Origin of the sequence: Streptomyces sp. NPDC059534 (genome assembly GCF_042743475.1) — a bacterium.
Classification (GTDB): Bacteria; Actinomycetota; Actinomycetes; order Streptomycetales; family Streptomycetaceae; genus Streptomyces.
Genome location: NZ_JBHWAQ010000001.1, coordinates 375,303 through 390,586 on the forward strand (window position 1 = coordinate 375,303; position 15,284 = coordinate 390,586).

General features: G+C 71.2%; 13 protein-coding genes and 1 pseudogene. 5 read left to right on the forward strand and 9 right to left on the reverse strand.

Translation table 11 applies throughout. The features are described 5' to 3' along the window. The first annotated feature begins 159 nt into the window (after nucleotides 1-159). A complete protein-coding gene (locus tag ACFVZH_RS01500; RefSeq protein ID WP_384891390.1) occupies nucleotides 160-933 on the forward strand; it encodes a CoA transferase subunit A in 774 nt (257 codons plus the stop codon). Between the two features lies 1 nt (nucleotide 934). Continuing rightward, complete coding sequence (locus ACFVZH_RS01505; protein ID WP_384891393.1) at nucleotides 935-1,594, forward strand: CoA transferase subunit B; 660 nt, start codon at nucleotides 935-937, stop codon at nucleotides 1,592-1,594. Between the two features lie 135 nt (nucleotides 1,595-1,729). Here ACFVZH_RS01505 and ACFVZH_RS01510 read toward each other — a convergent pair whose 3' ends face one another. The 4 genes from ACFVZH_RS01510 to ACFVZH_RS01525 form a co-directional block, all read right to left on the reverse strand. Further along, complete coding sequence (locus ACFVZH_RS01510; protein WP_384891396.1) at nucleotides 1,730-2,293, reverse strand: DUF3291 domain-containing protein; 564 nt, start codon at nucleotides 2,291-2,293, stop codon at nucleotides 1,730-1,732. A gap of 32 nt (nucleotides 2,294-2,325) precedes the next feature. Then, nucleotides 2,326-3,090 carry a helix-turn-helix transcriptional regulator gene (locus tag ACFVZH_RS01515; RefSeq protein WP_384891399.1) on the reverse strand — a complete coding sequence of 255 codons (765 nt, stop codon included), beginning with the start codon at nucleotides 3,088-3,090 and terminating at the stop codon, nucleotides 2,326-2,328. Nucleotides 3,091-3,181: 91 nt separating this feature from the next. After that, on the reverse strand, nucleotides 3,182-3,673 hold the full coding sequence (locus ACFVZH_RS01520) for a hypothetical protein (RefSeq protein WP_384891402.1): 492 nt from the start codon (nucleotides 3,671-3,673) through the stop codon (nucleotides 3,182-3,184). Nucleotides 3,674-3,687: 14 nt separating this feature from the next. After that, the gene (locus tag ACFVZH_RS01525; RefSeq protein ID WP_384891405.1) at nucleotides 3,688-4,293 is read right to left on the reverse strand and encodes an RNA polymerase sigma factor; all 606 of its coding nucleotides are present in this window, start codon (nucleotides 4,291-4,293) and stop codon (nucleotides 3,688-3,690) included. Between the two features lie 384 nt (nucleotides 4,294-4,677). On the opposite strand from ACFVZH_RS01525, the gene ACFVZH_RS01530 reads away from it, so the two are divergent. The 3 genes and pseudogenes from ACFVZH_RS01530 to ACFVZH_RS01540 form a co-directional block, all read left to right on the forward strand. Beyond that, complete coding sequence (locus tag ACFVZH_RS01530) at nucleotides 4,678-5,706, forward strand: helix-turn-helix domain-containing protein (RefSeq protein ID WP_384891408.1); 1,029 nt, start codon at nucleotides 4,678-4,680, stop codon at nucleotides 5,704-5,706. A 294-nt stretch (nucleotides 5,707-6,000) separates the two neighbouring features. Beyond that, nucleotides 6,001-9,390 carry a S8 family serine peptidase gene (locus ACFVZH_RS01535; protein ID WP_384891411.1) on the forward strand — a complete coding sequence of 1,130 codons (3,390 nt, stop codon included), beginning with the start codon at nucleotides 6,001-6,003 and terminating at the stop codon, nucleotides 9,388-9,390. A gap of 354 nt (nucleotides 9,391-9,744) precedes the next feature. Continuing rightward, nucleotides 9,745-10,017, forward strand: a pseudogene (locus ACFVZH_RS01540) (P1 family peptidase); the annotation flags it as partial. Nucleotides 10,018-10,116: 99 nt separating this feature from the next. Here ACFVZH_RS01540 and ACFVZH_RS01545 read toward each other — a convergent pair. Genes ACFVZH_RS01545 through ACFVZH_RS01565 form a run of 5 tightly spaced genes read right to left on the reverse strand, consistent with a single transcriptional unit; the run spans nucleotide 10,117 to nucleotide 15,242 of the window. Further along, entirely contained in the window at nucleotides 10,117-11,589 is a 1,473-nt protein-coding gene (locus ACFVZH_RS01545; RefSeq protein WP_384891414.1) for a non-reducing end alpha-L-arabinofuranosidase family hydrolase, read from the reverse strand. Continuing rightward, nucleotides 11,586-12,302, reverse strand: a complete 717-nt coding sequence (locus ACFVZH_RS01550) for a cupin domain-containing protein (RefSeq protein WP_384891417.1) — start codon at nucleotides 12,300-12,302, stop codon at nucleotides 11,586-11,588. Before ACFVZH_RS01550 ends, ACFVZH_RS01545 begins: the two co-directional genes overlap by 4 nt. Beyond that, on the reverse strand, nucleotides 12,296-13,156 hold the full coding sequence (locus tag ACFVZH_RS01555; RefSeq protein ID WP_384891419.1) for a PmoA family protein: 861 nt from the start codon (nucleotides 13,154-13,156) through the stop codon (nucleotides 12,296-12,298). Before ACFVZH_RS01555 ends, ACFVZH_RS01550 begins: the two co-directional genes overlap by 7 nt. Further along, a complete protein-coding gene (locus ACFVZH_RS01560) occupies nucleotides 13,153-14,199 on the reverse strand; it encodes a Gfo/Idh/MocA family protein (RefSeq protein WP_384891421.1) in 1,047 nt (348 codons plus the stop codon). Before ACFVZH_RS01560 ends, ACFVZH_RS01555 begins: the two co-directional genes overlap by 4 nt. After that, nucleotides 14,196-15,242 carry an endo-1,4-beta-xylanase gene (locus tag ACFVZH_RS01565; RefSeq protein WP_384891424.1) on the reverse strand — a complete coding sequence of 349 codons (1,047 nt, stop codon included), beginning with the start codon at nucleotides 15,240-15,242 and terminating at the stop codon, nucleotides 14,196-14,198. The genes ACFVZH_RS01560 and ACFVZH_RS01565 overlap by 4 nt, the downstream gene beginning before the upstream one ends. Between the last annotated feature and the right edge of the window lie 42 nt (nucleotides 15,243-15,284).

A 15,284-nucleotide genomic window follows, 5' to 3' on the forward strand; every position in this document is an offset into this window, starting at 1 on the left:
CGGTGGGGGCGATCACCACCACCCCCACCGCGGTCGGTATGTGGATGACAGACATGGCCGCTCCCGTCGGCGTCTCCCTACGCTCGCAGCCAGTCGGTTGTACCGGCACCGGCTCTGACCAGCACGGTCGGCCCGGGTACCCGAGGGAAAGGGACCGTAGTGGGTCTGGACAAGACAGTCGCGAACGCGGCGGAGGCGGTGGCCGACATCTCCGACGGCGCCTCGCTCGCGGTGGGCGGCTTCGGGCTGTGCGGGATACCGGGCACCCTGATCGACGCCCTGTGGCAGCGCGAGGTGAACGACCTCCGCATCGTCTCCAACAACTGCGGCGTCGACGACTGGGGCCTCGGCCTCCTGCTCGCCGCCGGCCGGATCTCGCGCATGACGAGCTCGTACGTGGGCGAGAACAAGGAGTTCGCCCGCCAGTACCTGAGCGGCGAGCTCGAGGTCGAACTCGTGCCGCAGGGAACCCTGGCCGAGCGGCTGCGGGCCGGCGGAACCGGCATCCCCGCCTTCTACACCCCAGCCGGAACCGGGACCCAGGTCGGCGAGGGCGGACTGCCCTGGAAGTACGCGGCCGACGGCTCGGTCGCCGTCGCCTCCCCGGCCAAGGAGACACGGGACTTCGGCGGGCGCCCGCATCTGCTCGAACACGGCATCACCACCGACTTCGCCCTGATCCGCGCGACCATCGGCGACCGGCACGGAAACCTCGTCTTCCGCTCGTCCGCCCGCAACTTCAACCCGCTGGCCGCGATGGCCGGCCGGATCACCATCGCCGAGGTGGACCACCTCGTCGAGCCGGGCGAGCTCGACCCCGGCGAGGTCCACCTGCCCGGCATCTTCGTCCAGCGCGTGGTCCGGGTGTCCCCCGGCGACCCCGCGGCCGAGCGGCGCATCGAGCGCCGGACCGTTCGACAGGAAGGTGCCTGAGATGGCGCTCACCCGCGACCAGATGGCCGCCCGGGCCGCCCGGGAACTGACCGACGGCAGTTACGTCAACCTCGGCATCGGCCTCCCCACCCTCATCCCCAACCACCTGCCGCCCGGCATCGAGGTCGTCCTGCAGTCCGAGAACGGCATCCTCGGCGTAGGGCCCTACCCGACCGAGGACGAACTCGACGCCGACCTCATCAACGCCGGCAAGGAGACCGTCACCACACTGCCGGGCGCCTCCTTCTTCGATTCCGCCCTGTCCTTCGGCATGATCCGCGGCGGGCACATCGACGCCGCCGTCCTCGGCGCCATGCAGGTCTCCGCCGCCGGCGACCTCGCCAACTGGATGATCCCCGGCAAGATGGTGAAGGGCATGGGCGGCGCCATGGACCTCGTCCACGGCGCCGACCGGGTCATCGTCCTCATGGACCACACCGCCAAGGACGGCACCCCCAAGCTCGTGGACGTCTGCGACCTCCCCCTCACCGGCCGCTCCGTCGTGGACCGTGTCATCACCGACCTCGCGGTCGTCGACATCACCCCGGACGGCTTCGTCCTCGCCGAACTCGCCCCGGGCGTCACGGTCGACGACGTCCGCGCCGTTACAGGCGCCACGCTGACCGTGCCGGCCGACTTCGGCGCCGTACGGGCCATCTGACCGGGAGCGGCCGAAGCCCGTTGTCCTGGACGCGCGCTCCGGACACCGGGCTTCGGGGGAAGTACCGCTTGAGACGGTGGCGGATTCCATGTCAGACCGCGGCGGAGTCCTCGTCAGACCGCGGCGTGGTCCACGTCAGACCGCGGCCGAGTCCTCGGCCCGCGCCGGCGGCACGGCCCCGAGGGGCCCAGCGGCCTCAGCTGCCTCTGCGGCCTCAGCTGTCTCGACCGCCTCGGCTGCCTCCGTTGCCGTGTACGCGGAGGCGAAGGTGAACGCGCGCGGCGACGGCCCGTGCGCGCGCAGGTCCGTCAGGCGCTCCATGGCTTCACCGACGGTCGGAACGTGGCCGGCCGGGACCCACCAGAGCACCAGGTGTGCCTCGACATGCCGGGCGAACCAGTCGCGGCGCCGTCGCATCACCTCCAGGTGCCCGCTGCGGTAGGCGAAGTCCCACAGGGCCTCCTGCGTCTGCCACACCGACAGGTTGACGATGACGTCCTCTCCGGCCGGGCGAAGGCCGGTGGCGTCGGCCTCGCCGTCCTCCACGAGGCGCCAGACGAAGCCGGGCGCGCCGTCGGCGGCGGCGTTGACCGGGTCGAGCATCTCGACGAACGGCGCCACGCGCGGGTCGTCGAGGGGATACCGGAGCGTGGCGACGTTGAGCTGGGCAAGGTGGAAGGCGTGCTCGGGTGCGGTCATGGCCTCATCCCAGCACGACCCCGTTTTCTATGTCAATCTTCGTTGTTTTTAGAATCCTCCACCACCACGCAGCACTCCCCCGGCCGGGCGTCCATCCGGGCACGGACGGGGCCGTCCGTGCCGAGCAGCCCCTCCAGGAGCGCGAGATTCATGCCGCAGACGAGCGGCGGGAAGCGTTCGGCGACGGCATGGAAGGGGCAGTTGCGCATACGGACGACGCGCGCGACCGAACCGGCGGCCGCCCCTTCGACGCCCTCGACACCTTCGACGGCGTCGCCGTGTTCGACGGCCCCGGCAGCACTGCCACCCTCGGCGCCGCCGGCACCCTCGGCGACCTCCAGACGCGGTTCGTACCCACGGGCGGCCAGCATCTCCACGGCCTCCTCCAGACCGCCGCACGGCTCCGCCGAGCCGCGCAGGGCCTCGCCCCGGCGGCGCGCGGCCGCGCAGAGCCCTGCATCGAGGCCGGCCTGCTCGGCGGCTTCGGCGAGCAGTTCGGCGGCGGTGCGGTAGTCGCGGGCCGGCAGCGACACGGACCGCTCGACCCGGGCCCGCGTGTACACCTTGGCGGGACGGCCCGCCCCGGGCCCCGACCGGCCGGTCAGGCGGCGGCTGCCGCTCTCCAGCAGACCGGCCTCGGTCAGCCGGTCCAGATGGTGCGCCGCGAGCGTGCGCGCGACCCCGGCCGCCTCGGCGGCCTCGTTGCGGCCGACCTCGCGGCCCTGCGCGGCCACGTACTCGTACAGACGGCGCCGCACGGGATCCTGCAGCACCGCGATCACATCGATGTCTTCCACCCCGCCATTCTAGGAACAACGCAGGTTGGAGATAGAAAGCCCCGCGCCCGGCGCCCACGTGCTCACACCCGGGCGCCGGGCCCCCGCCCGGTCACCCGGAGGCAGCAGGCGCGTCGCCGTCGACCGGCGCCGCCGCAGCCCCCTTCACCGCCGGGTGCGCCGCGGTGAGGGTGCAGACGCCGTCCACGCACTGACGCTCCAGCCGCCCGCGGGAGACGGTCTGCGCCAGACCCACCATCCAGCAGGTGGGACAGCCCCGAAAGGCCACCAGGGACAACGGTGCCGCCAGCAACGCGGCCGGACCGACGACGGGCACCAGGGCGATCGAGCCGACGACCAGCCCGAACCCGATGACACCACGCACCAGGTGGCGCGGAACGGACTTGCTGGCGAAGTCCCTCCCGGGCTCCGCGGGCCGCGCGGCGCCCGGGGCGCGTACCCCCCGGACGGACTCGACGGACGCGACCGGCACGACGGGCGCGACGGGCACAACCACCCCCACCGGCTCCACGAAGTCCACGGGCTTCAAGGACTTCACGGACTCCACGGGCTTCGTGGTCTTCACACTGTTCACGGTGTTCACGGTCGCGAGTCTCCTCACCCTGCGTGGTCGACGGCTTGATCGCCTACTCGGTCGCCCGCCCGTCCGGGAGCGGGCTCGGTCGCCGCCAGCGAGCGGCGCAGCGATGTGCGGGCCCGGTGCAGCCGCGACTTCATCGCGGTGTCGCTCAGTCCGAGCGCATGGGCCACGGTCCTGCCGGGCAGGCCCTGGATGTCCCGCATGATCAGGACCTGCCGCTGGTCGCGGGGTAGCGCGCCGACCGCCGCCGCGATCCGTTCCACCTCCAGCCGGTGCAGGACCGACTCTTCGGCGGACGGCTCCGAGGGCCCCTCCGCCTGAGCCGACACCTCGCCGCGCCGCGAGACGAGCAGGCGGACCTGCCGGAGGCATTCGTTGCGGACGATCCGGAACATCCAGGAGGCGAGCGCGCCGGTGGCGCGCAGGCTCCCGATCTTCCGGTAGAGGACGATCAGCGCCTCCTGCGCCGCGTCCTCCGCATCCTGCGGCGAGGCGCACAGCGACAGGGCGAACTTGCGCACATGGGGCTGCGACTCCAGGACGACGGTGGTCAGCGACATGACGTCGCCGTCCTGAGCCGCCCTGATCAGCCCCTCGTCGGGCCAGCTATGACGTCGGTTCATCTGCTTCTCGTACCCCCGAGGTTCCGCCCACGCCCCCGCCGGTCAGCTTCGGCTCCGGTACCGCCGCATCAGGTGCCAACTGCACGCCCCCACGAGCAGGGCTCCGACCACGACCAGCGCAGCGACCATCATGAGTGTCTCCTTCGGTTCCACCGGCCCGTCCGACCGGTACACGCATAAGAGATGGGAGGACACCCGAAGGATTCGCCGCCGGGCGACCTTTCTTCGATCGGGCGCGGACGCGCGGTGGCGCGCGGGCGGGGCCGGCGGCTGTGCACGCGGTGGTGTCGGGGCGGTGGGATAGGGTGCGGCGCAGTCGAATCCGCTCGGTACGGACGAGCTGCGCGAAGGACGGACGCGGGGGCCGCCCGAGAAGGGACCTGGATGCTGCAGGCGCTGGGGCTGGGTGTGGCCGAAGAGGCCGTCTATACCGCTCTGCTGGCCCGCCCGACAGGCTCGGCGGGCGACCTCGTGCGCCAGACCGGCCTCGAGGAGTCCGAGGTCAGCCGCATCCTGATCGACCTGACAGCACGTGGTCTGGTGGCGGTCGCCGCCGAGGCGGGGGGCGGAGGGCCCGAGTCCGCCGGCCGCGGAGCCGCCGGCCGGCCGAGCGACCGCTACCGGCTCACGCCACCGTCCGTGGCCCTGGCGCCGCTCCTCGTCGAGCAGCGCAACGCACTGCATCGGGCCGAGACCGCGTTCTCGATGCTGACCGAGCAGTACCGCAGTACCGCCGCGCACCCTGCGGGCAGTGTCGTGGAGGTGGTCGTCGGCGTGGAGCAGGTCGCGCACCGGTTCCACCAGCTGCAGCGCGGCGCTCAGCGTGAGTTGCTCGTGTTCCTGGTCGGGGAGCCCAGTGCGGTGGACCGCGAGGACGCCGACATGGCGGAGAGTTCGGCACTGGACCGCGGGGTCGACTTCCGGGTCGTGGCGTCCAAGGACTATCTCGACGGTCCCGGCGTGGGGAGGGACGTGCGGGCGGGCATCGCGGCGGGCCTCGAGATCCGGCTGGTCGAGTCCTTGCCGTTGAAGATGATGGTGTCGGACCGGGAACGCGCCATGGTGCCGCTGGACATGAACCCCGGCGACGAGCCGAGCGCCATCGTGGTGCACGGCAGCGGCCTGCTGACGGCTCTGGTCCAGCTCTTCGAGAAGGAATGGGCCCAGGCCCGGCCGCTGCTCGACACCGCCACGGGGGTGCGCGCGGAGCCGGCGGCCGACGACCGGCCGACCGAGGGGGAGCTGGAGGTCCTCGCCTTGCTGCTGGCGGGGATCTCCGACCGTCGGGTGGCGTCGCAGCTCGGTCTCTCGATCCGTACCGTGGAGCGGCGCACCCGGCGTCTGATGGACCTTGCCGGTGCGGATTCGCGTCTGCAACTCGGGTGGCACGCCGCGCGTGCGGGCTGGCTCTGACCTCCACAGCAACAGACGGAGTCCGCGTGGGCTTCGGCAGCGGCGTCGGCGTGGGCCGACGGGGTGTCACGTGTGCGCGAGCCGGCCGCGTCCCGGCCGGTTCGGCCCGCCCGGCGTTCGCTTCCACGGGGCCCGAAGCGGGCCGAGCGCCTCTTTGAAGCGTTGCCGGATGCGATCGCGTGTCGGGAAACCGTCATGCGGGGAACCCGTCACGCCCGGCACTCCTCGATGATCCGCGGGTCTGCCAGGCTGCACCAGCAGCCCGACATGTTCACGGTTTCCAGTGGGAGATTCATGCGCTCCATAACGCGTACAGCCCTGGGCGCGGCAACCGCCGCCGTCCTGTCCGTCACCGCGGTCGCGCCCTCCGTCGCGGCGGACACGCCGCCTGACGGAGCCTCGGGCAAGAGGCCCCTCGTCGGCAGCGGAGCCGCCCCGGTGGGTGGCAAGCAGGTGTCGGTGACGCTCCTCACCGGTGACAGGGTCATGGTGACGACGGACCCGTCGGGTCGCAGTTCCGCGGCCGTCCTGCCCCGCGAGGACGGCACGCAGCCGACGGTCCAGACCTACCAGACGGGCAAGGACCTCTACGTCTACCCGGAGGACGCCGCCCAGGCGATCGCCGAGGGCAAGGTCGACGAGCAGCTGTTCAACGTCACCGGGCTCATCCGCCAGGGATACGACGACGCGCACGCCGACGCGCTGCCGCTCATCGCCACGTACGGACCCGGTGTGAACGTCCTCGACGGCGCGCCGGCGGCCCCTCGCGGGGCCGAGCGCGGTCTGCCGCTCCCGGCGGTGGACGGTGTCGCGCTCAAGGCCGACAAGGACACCGCCGCCGCCTTCTGGCAGGACGTCACCGACCCCCGCTCGCGTTCCGCCGCCACGCTGAAGAAGCTGTGGCTGGACGGCAAGGTCGAGGCCACGCTGGACCGGTCCACCGCCCAGGTGCGCGCGCCCGAGGCGTGGGCGGCCGGCTACGACGGCAAGGGCACCAAGGTCGCCGTCCTCGACACGGGCGTGGACGGCGAACACCCCGACCTGGCTGGCCGGGTCACCGCGTCGAAGAACTTCACGGACTCCAAGAGCACCGACGACCTGGTGGGCCACGGCACGCACACCGCCTCCACGGTCGGCGGGTCGGGAGCGGCGAGCGAGGGCCGCATGAAGGGCGTCGCCCCCGGCGCCTCCCTGCTCATCGGCAAGGTCCTCAACGACGCGGGTTACGGTCAGGACTCCTGGGTCATCGCGGGCATGCAGTGGGCCGTCGACCAGCAGGTCGACGTCGTCTCCATGAGCTTGGGCAACGCATCGATCCGTGACTGCACGGACCCGGTGGCCCAGGCCACGAAGCAGCTGTCGCAGAGCAGCCGCACGCTGTTCGTCGTCGCGGCGGGCAACGCCGGATCGGGCACCGAGACGGTCTCCTCGCCCGGCTGTGTGCCGAGCGTGCTGACCGTGGGCGCCGTCGACCGCGACGACACCACGGCGTGGTTCTCCAGCCGCGGTCCTGTGGCCGTCACGCACGCCCTCAAGCCCGAGATGGCCGCGCCCGGCGTCGGCATCTCGGCGGCAAGCGCGGGCGGCCGGGGTGTCTACGCCTACCGTTCGATGTCCGGCACGTCCATGGCCACCCCGCATGTCGCGGGTGCCGCGGCCATCCTGCGCCAGGCCCACCCGGACTGGACCGCGCAGCAGCTCAAGGCCGCTCTGGTGTCCTCGGCCCGCACCGGCGGGAACGTCGCCGGCGCCGACCAGACCGGCGCCGGAGTGCTCGACGTGCTGGGCGCGGTCGACCAGAAGGTGCTCTCCGCGCCCGCCGTCCAGGCCGGCAGCTACAACTGGCCGCAGGACGCCTCCGACCGCGCCACCGTGCAGGTGCCCTTCACCAACACCAGCGGCGGCGACCTCACCCTGGACCTGAGGGTCAGCGGGGTGCACGGCAACGACGGCAGCGACGTCCACTCCGGCGTCGCCAAGCTGGAGGACACCAGGGTGAGGATCCCCGCGGGGGCCACCGTCCAGGTGCCGCTGCGGATCGACCCGACCGCCCGCCTGAAGGACTCCCAGTACGGTGCGGTCACCGGCCGGATCCTGGCCACCGGCGGCGGTACGCACGTCTCCGTACCCTTCACCCTCCACGTCCAGCCCGAGACGGTCACGCTCCGGATCAAGGTCATCGACCGCAACGGCAAGCCCGCGACCGGCCCTTCCTCCCTGGAACTCGTCAATCTCGACATCGACAAGGGCGAGCGACGCTTCAACGCGGGTGCGACCGAACAGACGTTCAGCCTGCGCCCCGGCGACTACGCCCTGAGCAGCTTCGTGGCGTCCTACGACGCGAGCAACGCCCCCGAGTCGGTCAGCTACCTCGCGCGGCCGCAGTTCCGGATCACCGGTGACACCACGGTCGTCCTCGACGCCCGCGAGGCCCACCGGCTGAGCCTGCGGACCGAGCGTCCCTCGACGCCGGACAGCACCACGCTCAGCTACGCCCGCACGTGGGACGACACGTGGCAGGCAGGCGGATCGCTCGTGATCCCGAACAGCATCCACCAGCTCTACGCGGACGTCGACGGACGTGCGAGCGACGGCACCTTCGAGTTCCGCTCCACCTGGCGCGCGATCGGTTCCGAGGACGGCTCGCCGTACGTCTACAACCTGTCGTACCCGACCCGAGGTCCGCTGCACTCCGACCAGGTCTACCGGCCCAAGGACGCCAGGCTGGCGCAGGTGAGGGAGACCTGGAAGGCCCTGGGCAAGGAGGCCGACTACCTCGACGCACTGCACGTCCGCCCCTCCGGCGGCGACAGCGGCCTCCTCACGGTCGCCGCGTTCAGGAACGTCAAGGTGCCCGGTATCCGCACCGCCTACTACACGACCGGCAACGACGCCTGGTACCACGGCGCGATGACCAGTTTCCCGTTCGCCGCGTTCATGGGCGACCAGGAGCGCACCTACCGGGACGGGCAGCGCGGTGCCGAGGAGTGGTACGGCGGCCCCATGCGGCCGGGTGCCCCTCGCGACGCGGACGGCAAGCCGATTCTGGCCGCCGAGCGGCAGGGCGACCTGATGGGCTTCCAGAACGCGCTCTGGATCGACGGTTCCGGCGACCACTGGACCTTCGGCGGATCGTTCGGCGACCTCGGCAACCTGGTGCTGAAGCGAAACGGTGAGCGGATCGGCAGCCGCGTCGACCCGTACGGCGTCTTCGAGGTGCCGGACGAGGACTCCGCGTACGAGCTCACCCAGAAGCTGGACAAGATCCTCACCGGGGACCGGAACTGGCTGCGCTCCACCTCGGCCACCACCACGTGGAGCTTCCGCTCCCACCGGGAGCCGGAGGTCTACTCGCGCGGTCTGCCCATCCTCTCTCCGGCGTACGACCTGCCGGTCGACGGCCTGAACACCCTGCCCGCGCAGAGCGGCATCAGGATCGGCCTCTCGGTCGAGGGCCACGCCGGATACACCCCGGGCGCGATCACCGCGGCCTCGCTGTCCTACTCCTACGACGGCGGCGCCACCTGGACCCAGGCGCCGACCCAGCAGGTGGGCGGCGAGTGGACGGCCGTCCTCGACCACACCGGTGCCACCGGCAAGCAGGTCATGACGAAGACCGCCTTCACCGACGCCAACGGCAACGGGGTCACCCAGACCATCACCCGCGCCTACGACGTCCGCTAGCCACAGAGCCCGTCCGGGCAGCCGCCCACAAGGGCGGCCGCCCGGACGGGCATCGGCTTTTCCCGGCCCGACGCCGTCCCGCGGTCCCGGGTGAGAACTCCACTGGCGGCGGCTATCCCGGTGCCGGGTGAAGTGTGGGCAGCTGCCCGCCTGGGGCGCGGCCGCGCGAGCGACGCTCACCCGACTGCGCCGACCGGGTCCGCCGTGTGCACGGGAGTGGCGAACCTCGGTGGTGCGATCAGAAGTCGTAGACCTCCATGGACCACAGCGAGTAACCGAAGCCGGTGCCTCTCGCCGTGCCGTACATGCGCACGTAGCGGCCGGAACCGTTCAGGTTGACGAGACGGCTACCTCAACGACATCAACGGCCACCACGTCCACCTCGAACACGCCGTCGCCGCCATCGAGGCGGCCACCTCCGGACCGCTGGAGGAGGGCTCGGTCGGCGGCGGCACCGGCACGAACTGCTACGGCTTCAAGGGCGGTTCGGGGACCTCCTCCCGCACCGTCGGCTACGGACCGGACACGTGGACCGTCGGCGCCCTCGTCCAGGCCAACTTCGGCGAGCGGCGGGAACTCGTCATCGCCGGCGTGCCGGCAGGCCGCTCCCTGCTCGGTCTCGCCTGACCCGCACCCGTGTGCCGACGCACGGCGGACTCGGCGGACTCGGCGGACGACGAAGCGCACCGCCCCGGCTCCTCATGGGAGCCGGGGCGGTTCACATCGTCAGCGCTGCAGCGTCAGCAGGCCCGGTCGGTAGGGCCACTGGCCATAGTCACCGCCGGAGTTCGGGTCGCGTCCCTGGTACAGGAAGCGCAGGTTGCAGGGGTCGACCGTGAAGGTCTGGTCGGCGGTCGCGCGGATCAGTTCGCCGTGGCTGATGTCGTTGGTCCAGGTGGCGCCGCTGTTGGCCTTGCCCGCGAAGGGGTTGCTCTCGGTCGCGGCCTGAGGCGTCCACGAGCCGTTCAGGCTGGTCGCCGTGAAGGAGCGGAAGTACCGGCCCTGCGAACCGACCGCCTCGACGATCATGAGGTAGCGCTCCTCGCCCTGGAGCTTGTAGACCTGCGGGGCCTCGAAGAGGTTGTTCGTCGTGTCGCTCATGATGATCGTCGAGGTCGTGCCGAAGCTGCTGGGGAAGTTCCCGATCGGCATGCTCGCCCGGTAGATCTTGCCGTTGTCACCGGCGAAGAACAGGTACATGTTCGTCCCGTCACCGATCAGCGTCTGGTCGATCGGTCCCGTTCCGGAGTTGGCGATGGTCCCCGAGAAGAGCTCCTGCTCCGCCGACCAGCCGTTCGGGTTGGTCGGGTCGGTCGACGTCCGGTACGAGAAGGCCGTCCTGCCCCACTGGTAGGCGAGCACCCAGATGTTCTTCGGCGCGAAGTAGAAGAGCGTGGGCGCGACGACGGAGTTCGACATCGCGTTCTGCCCGGCCGAGGCCATCTGCGGGAAGTCGGTGAACGGGGTGAAGTTCATCGAGCCCCAGCCCTGGCCCGTGCCCGCGGCGCCGTGCGTGGTCGCGTACACGATGTGCTTGCCGTTGTACGGGGCGACAGTGAAGTCCTTGAGCGCGGCCCAGCCCGTCTTGGGCTGCGCGAGCGCGCCCGTGGACGACCAGCGGTAGGTCGACGGAAGGCCACAGGTGCCGGGGGTGCCGCCGGCGACCTTGACGAACTGCCACTGCTGGTTGGCGCCGCCCCAGTCGTCGTACTGGACGATGTTCGCGCCGTCGGCGGTGGAGGCGCCCTGGACTTCGAGGGCCTTTCCACTGTGACGGGCGACGAGGCGGATGTGACCGTCCGAGCTGTCGGCCAGGCGCCACTGCTGGTTGGTGCCGTTCGCGTCGCTCCACTGGGTGATCGCGGCGCCGTTGGCGGTGGAGCTGTTCTGGACGTCCAGGACCTTGCCGGAGTGGCGGGACTTGACGCGGTAGTAGCCGTCGCCGGAGGCGACGAACTGCCACTGCTGCTGGTTCTGGTCGTTCCTGGCCCACTGGGTGATACGGGCGCCGTCACTGGTCGCCAGGTTGTAGACGTCCAGGGCCTTGCCGCTGTTGCGGTTGACCAGCACGTACCAGGCGTTGGTGTCGACGGTGGCCGCGGCGGCGGGCGGGGCGGTGACGAGCGTGGCCCCGAGCAGCAGGGACGACAGGACCGCGAGGACGAGACTCAGGACGAGCGGTGGACGGCGATATCTCATCGGTGTTGCTCCTTCAGGGGAGGGTGGTGGGGGTGAGCGGGACCGGTGTACGGGTGGAGGCGGCCGCACATGCCGAAGAGCGGGTCCTGCGGGCGTTCGAGCCGCGACACCGCGCCCTGGCCGAGGTGGGAGAGGTCTCCGGCCTTCAGCCGCTCCAGCTGGCGGCCGGTCTCCTCTGCCGCCGCCAGGGCGCCGTCACGCCAGTGGAGCTCCCAGTCGCCCAGAAGCCGGCGTTTCAGGCGGTGGGCGGCGATGTGGAACTCCCGCATCCCTCCTTCGCGGCGCAGGGTCAGGAATCCCTCCAGTGCCAGGTCGCGGCGGCGCGCCGCCGCTCCGTGGTCGCCGGTCAGGGCCGCCGCCGCCTGGTAGGCGTCGGGGTCGGCCAGTACGGGAGCGGGGAAGGTGAAGACGGCGTCGCCGGCCTCGGGGAGGCCGCTGTTCTGCATCAGGACGACGAGCCGCAGGTCACCCGCGTTGACGAGACGGTGGATCGTTCCCGGGGTGAACCCGACGACGTCGCCGGCGCGCAGCGGAGTGTCGGCGAAACCTGAGCTGGTAAGGGTCTGGACGCTGCCCTCGCCGCCGATGACGACGTACGCCTCGGAGCAGACGAGGTGCATGTGAGGGGTGCCGCCGCACAGTCCGTCGGCGGCCTCCCAGTCGTACACGGTCAGCCCGGAGATTCCCACACCGCCCGGAAGCGATGTCACCACGGGTGTTCCTCGACGTGCCGGGTCAGGCGGGCGAGGTCCCACGCGCCGTCGGCCACGACGATCCGGTAACGGCGCGACAGGGTGTCGCCCGGGGCCAGCGGCAATTCCTTGTCGAACGCCAGGGACGGGTTGACGGCGGGGATGGGCTCGCTGCGGACGAACCACTGGCAAGGGGTGTCCGGGTCGTCCTGGAACAGCAGTGTGGAGGAGCGGTCGACCTCGTCGTGGGTGCCGATGAAGGCGAGCCATTCGCCCTGCTCGCCCATGCCGGGGCCGATCACGTCGCCGCCGGCGAACTCGCGCGGGCCGCGCCAGAACAGGCCGGAGTACCCGGCGAGTTCCCTGCCCTGTGTGCCGGGACTGCCGAACACCAGGTCGGTGCCGTGGACGTTGGTCAGCGCGGTGGTGACCTCGAGGGTCCAGGAGTCGGCCTCGACGTCGCACGCGGTCAGCGTGCGACGTTCGTCGATCCAGTGCCCGCCGGCCATCGTGTGCCAGGCGAGGTGCTCGGTGATGACGGCGCGGTCGTGATCCGTCTCGGCGGATACGGCGAGGCTGCGCATCGTGCCGAGGTTCGGCAGGTCCACATAGCCCTGCCCGCGCAGGTAGGTGCCGCCGCCCCAGAAGTTCTGGCCCGACACCCATGACCCCGTGAACTGGACGCCCTTGTGCCAGCGGTGGTCGTGCGGGCGGTATCCGGTGACCACCTGGCCGGCGAGCGTGCGCAACGGATGCAGGTACGGCTTCGGTGCCTCGAAGGGGTCCATGACCGGCCGGTGCACGTACTGGAAGAGATCGGTGCCGCGCGCCCGGACGGTCAGCGCGTCCTCTTGTTCCAGGAGTTCGAACGTCATCGGAACACCTCCGGTCGTCCTCCGTGGAGCGAGGCGTAGAAGGGGTCGGCCGCGTCGATCTCCCCGCGCAGGACCGGCCGGCCGGTGATCGCGGCCTTGTAGAGGGCGGTGACGAGTTCCATGGTGGGCCTGCCGAGGTCGGGCCGGAGCCCGGCCGCGTAACCGTCCAGGAACTCCGCGAGCTGGGCGGTGTGCGAGCTGGGCAGGTCGTCCGGCGGGTCCCACTTCGTGGCGGGCGTCCTGCCGGTGAACGTCCAGTCCGCGTTGGAGTAGCCGTACAGGTGCCGCAGCTCGACCGTGGCGTCGGTGAGGTCGAACCGCAGGTAGCTCTCCTCGCGCGGCGAGAGGACGCTGTTGACGACCGTCGCGATGGCTCCGTTCTCGAACCGGACCAGGGCCGTGGACACGTCCTCGGTCTGGACCTCGCGTTCGAGGCGGCCGGCCATCGCGCGTACCTCGGCCCAGGGGCCGAGCACCGCGAGCATCAGGTCCATCTGGTGGATGCCGTGGCCGAGCGTCGGGCCGCCGCCCTCGCTCCGCCAGGTGCCGCGCCACGGCACGTCGTAGTAGGCGTCGTCGCGATACCAGGCCGTGACGCACTGCGCGACCAGCGGACGGCCCAGGGTCCCGGCGGCGATGCTGTCGCGCAGGTAGCGGGCGCCGGAGCCGTATCTGTGCTGGAAGACCGCGCCCGCGGCGGCGGTGCCCTCGGCTGCGTTGATCCGGTCGAGCTCGGCCAGCGACAGGGCCACCGGCTTCTCGCACCACACCCACGCCCCCGACTCCAGGCAGGCCACGGCCTGTTCGGCGTGCAGGTGCGGCGGTGTGCACAGGTGTACGAGGTCCGGCCGCTCCTCCCGGAGCATCGTGTCGAGGTCGGTGTAGACGGCGTGGATGCCGTGCTCGGCCGCGAATGCCTCGGCACGCACGGCATCCACGTCGACGGCGGCCACGATCTCGGCCCGGTGCGCCTGCGCCCGGAGGGCGGGTACGTGGCAGATGCCCGCGATCCCGCCCGTACCGACGATCGCCGTCCTGATCATCCGCCCAGCACCTTCCTGATCGCGTGGTAGGCGGGCTTGGGCTCCAGGTTCTCGTCGTAGGGCAGCGCCGCTCCCTCGTCGGGGAAGACACCGGGGATCCACGAGTACTTGTCCGTGTAGTCCCAGATGGTGACGCCGACGCACTTCTCCACCGCCAGGCATGCCTTGACGTAGTCGGCGTACCAGGTGGCCTGGGTGGCGAGCTTCTCCGGTGTCGCCGGGAGCTCCATCCGGATGTCGAGCTCGGTGATCGCGACCTGGACGTCGAGGTCGGCGAAGCGCTGGATGTTCTCCTGGACGCCGGCGGGGAAGCCGTACTGGAGCGCCAGGTGGCCCTGGAGGCCGAAGCCCTCCACCGGGACGCCGTCGGCCTTCAGCTGCTTGATCAGCTTGTAGTAGGCGTCGCTCTTGGCGTTGATGCCGTCGACGTTGTAGTCGTTGAGGTACAACTTGGCGCGCGGGTCGGCCTCGTGCGCCCAGCGCAGGGCGTCGGCGATGTAGCCGGGGCCGAGCGTCTTGTAGAAGATCGACTCGCGGTAGGTGCCGTCCTCGTTGAATGCCTCATTGACGACGTCCCAGTGGATGACCTGGCCCTTGTAGTGCCGTGCCACCGTCTGGATGTGGTTCTTGAGGACGGCGCGCAGCTCGTCGGCGGTCCAGGTGCGGTCGGTGAGCCAGGCGGGGAGCTGGCTGTGCCAGACGAGCGTGTGGCCGCGGACCTTCTGGTGGTGGTCCTTGGCGAAGGCCATGACCTCGTCGCCGGCGGTGAAGTCGAAGACGCCGGGCTTGGGCTCGGTGGCGTACCACTTCATGGCGTTGCCGGGGGTGGTCTGACCGAACTCGCTGCCGAGGAGCTTCAGGTAGGCGGCATCGGTGAACTCGGGGTTGTCAGTGGCCGAGCCGAAGTACTTATGGTGCTTCTTCGCCAGTTCGGCGAGCGTCTTGGGGCGGGGCTCGGCGGTCGCGGGGGTGGCGGCGAGGCCGGCGGCGAGGCAGACGGCCGCGGAGAGGGCGATCAGATGCCGGGACATGGACCGGGGCATGGGTGGCTCCTCGGGTGATGGGCGAGTCGGTCGAGAACGACG